Annotated in this window: 3 protein-coding genes; all 3 read left to right on the top strand. The window is 40.0% G+C overall.

The window, feature by feature from the left end:
* The first annotated feature begins 200 nt into the window (after window positions 1-200).
* Genes JOC76_RS29495 through JOC76_RS29505 form a run of 3 tightly spaced genes read left to right on the top strand, consistent with a single transcriptional unit; the run spans window position 201 to window position 2912 of the window.
* Window positions 201-722 carry a DUF6431 domain-containing protein gene (locus tag JOC76_RS29495; RefSeq protein ID WP_275591438.1) on the top strand — a complete coding sequence of 174 codons (522 nt, stop codon included), beginning with the start codon at window positions 201-203 and terminating at the stop codon, window positions 720-722.
* Window positions 723-760: 38 nt separating this feature from the next.
* On the top strand, window positions 761-2104 hold the full coding sequence (locus JOC76_RS29500; protein ID WP_205182333.1) for a DDE-type integrase/transposase/recombinase: 1344 nt from the start codon (window positions 761-763) through the stop codon (window positions 2102-2104).
* 7 nt (window positions 2105-2111) lie between these two features.
* Window positions 2112-2912 carry an ExeA family protein gene (locus JOC76_RS29505; protein ID WP_205182334.1) on the top strand — a complete coding sequence of 267 codons (801 nt, stop codon included), beginning with the start codon at window positions 2112-2114 and terminating at the stop codon, window positions 2910-2912.
* The last annotated feature ends 97 nt before the right edge of the window (window positions 2913-3009 follow it).

The raw sequence follows: 3009 nt of genomic DNA on the forward strand, positions 1-3009 counted from the left end.
TGTTTTTGACACCCATAAATTACCGATAGTTGAAGGTATTGCCTGTCCGGAAGTGGACGAGTATAATGTCCACGTATAAATCCGGAGAAAGGAAAAGACGCCTCCCATAGCGTATAACTGCGCCAACAGTTATACGGGAGACGTCCCACAAAAAACAACTGTGATTATTGTATCAGATTACAAACTTATTGAAAATACCCTTGGAGTTTTTAGTTAGGGGTGCGGGGAGGATTCCATCTCCCTGTTGTGGAAAAAGCATGAGTGTTATTGGGACTAGAGATAGGAAATCAAAAGAAAGATCAGGGGAAACAAAAGTTTATAATATTCGGCGTTTAAAATGTGATAATTGTGGAAGAATTCATCATGAATTACCAGATTTCTTAGTTCCCTATAAGAGATATGATTCAGAGTCTATTGAGATGGTTCTTTCGAACCCCTCCAATCACGATATACCCGCAGATGAATCAACACTTTTTCGCTGGAATGAGTGGTTTAAAAGTTTCCTAGATTACTGGGTCGGTTGTCTTATATCAATCATGCATCAAACTAAACAGGAAAATATCCCTTTGGATTTAAGGTCCGTAAATTCAGAGACCGCACTTCAAAGACTAGGACGACTGGTGGGCAATGCCTCCAGATGGCTGGCTAGAATTGTCCGACCCATTGTAAATATAAATTTATGGTTACATACCCGTTCTGCATTTTTGTCCGCAGATGGTTGATTTACACTCATGATAAACACATTGAGAGGAGTGTTATCGTGAGAAATTATAAAAAAGTTGAAGATACTGCAGTACAAAGATTCCAGCTTATTGCCCCTCTATTAGAAGCAGGCCTTGATGCTGGAAAGGCCAAGCAATTGAAGGAACAGATATGTAAGACCAGCGGTCTCTCTGAAAGAACAATAAGACGGTATGTTTCACAATTTCGTTCTGAAGGCTTTGGAGGGTTAAAACCTAAAGGCAAGAATTCTCATAGCAAATCAGAGGCGATTCCTTCGCATCTAATGGAACAGGCTATTCTTCTTCGTAAAGAAGTACCGAGCCGTAGTGTTGCACAAATCATTCAGATACTTGAGTGGGAGGGTTTGGCAGAACCTGGACAACTTAAAAGATCTACTCTTCAAGAGAAACTGACCGAAAGAGGATATAGTTCTAGACATATGAAGCTTTATTCTCAATCAGGGGTGGCTGCCAGACGGTTTCAAAAAAGGCATCGTAATCAACTATGGCAATCTGACATTAAGTATGGCCCGTATTTACCCATCGGCCCAAATGGAACGAAAAAGCAGGTATATCTTGTAGCAATCATAGATGACGCGACACGTTTTGTTTTACACGGTGCCTTTTATCCAACTCTTGATTCGAGGATTGTGGAGGATGCTTTTCGACAAGCAATACAAAAATATGGTGTGCCAGAATCTGTCTACTTTGATAATGGAAAGCAATATAGAACAAAGTGGATGTCTCGTACCTGTTCTAAACTGGGAACCCGCCTTATATACGCAAAACCATATGCTCCAGAATCTAAAGGCAAGATTGAACGGTTTAATAGAGTTATAGATTCTTTTTTAGGTGAGGTTACACTTGAAAAGCCACAAACGTTAGACAGACTAAATGAACTGTTTCAATCTTGGCTTACCGAGTGTTATCAGGAAAAACCCCATTCAGCCCTTGGTGAAAAAATCAGTCCACATACGGCATTTCGCAGTGATAAGAAAGCACTTCATTTTATTGATCCCGATACATTGGCAAATGCCTTCTTACATTGCGAAACCAGAAAAGTAGATAAATCTGGTTGTATAAGTTTCATGGATAAAAAATATGAAGTTGGACTTTCATTCATTGGTCGTCAAGTTGACATTGTGTACGATCCTTCGGATCTTGAGGAACTTACTATAGAGTATGAGGGGCATTCTCCTTGGAAAGCACGAAAGTTAGTTATTGGTGAAAAGGCTGGAAAACGGAATGAATTACCATCCCATCTTCAAGCACAAGAAGCTAATTCATCTAGACTATTAAAAGCAGCAGAAAAGAAACATCAAGAACGGCAAATTGAATTGACACCAGCAGTCACCTTCCGTGCCATCTGGAAGGAGGATTGAGGAGAAAATGTTTGAAGCTGCTTATGGAATGGAAAATACGCCTTTTTCAAGGGATGTCCCTACCGATAAATTATATGATTCTCCTATGATGCAAGAAATTCTTGGGAGGCTAAAGTATGCGGCAGAAAGACAGCTGTTTGCCGTTTTAACCGGTGATTGTGGCACTGGTAAAACAACAACAATTCGTAGGTTTGTAGATCGACTTGATAAGGGGAAGTTTCAAGTACTCTATTTGTCTGATTCAAAATTGACCCCTCGGCACTTTTATAAAGGATTGCTTGAACAATTAGGCTCAGAGGCAAAGTTTTATAGAGGTGATGCAAAACGGCAACTTCATCGGGAGATAGAATTGATGAGAGGAATCCGTGGTATTCAGCCTGTGGTTGTAGTAGACGAAGCTCACCTATTAGATAAAGAGATGCTTGAGGAGGTTAGGTTCCTGCTTAACTTCAAAATGGATGCCCAAAGTCCAATGGCACTTATTCTTGTTGGTCAGAGTGAACTCTGGGATCGCCTTCGTCTTCAATCATTCGCTGCGATACGGCAAAGAATTGATATACAGTTCAAATTGGGACATTATGACCGTGCTCAAGTGGGAGAATATGTAGCAAGGCACCTAAAATATTCAGGAGTAGACCAGCAGTTTTTTTCTGATGGTGCATTAGATGAAATTCACCGTTTTTCTGGAGGAGCCGCAAGGCTCATAAATAAGTTATGTACTCATTGTTTACTTTATGGGTCACAGAACGGATTCCGAATAATAGATGATCACATGGTTAAACGGGTTATTGAGGGAGAATTATCATGATTCTCCCTTTTTTCAGAAATATGGTCGGACAGTAATTCCGTCAAACTACGGACACCTAATACCGTCAATTTATGGACTATATAATATATCAATAACA

This window comes from Neobacillus cucumis (assembly GCF_016908975.1).
Classification (GTDB): Bacteria; Bacillota; Bacilli; order Bacillales; family Cytobacillaceae; genus Neobacillus; species Neobacillus cucumis.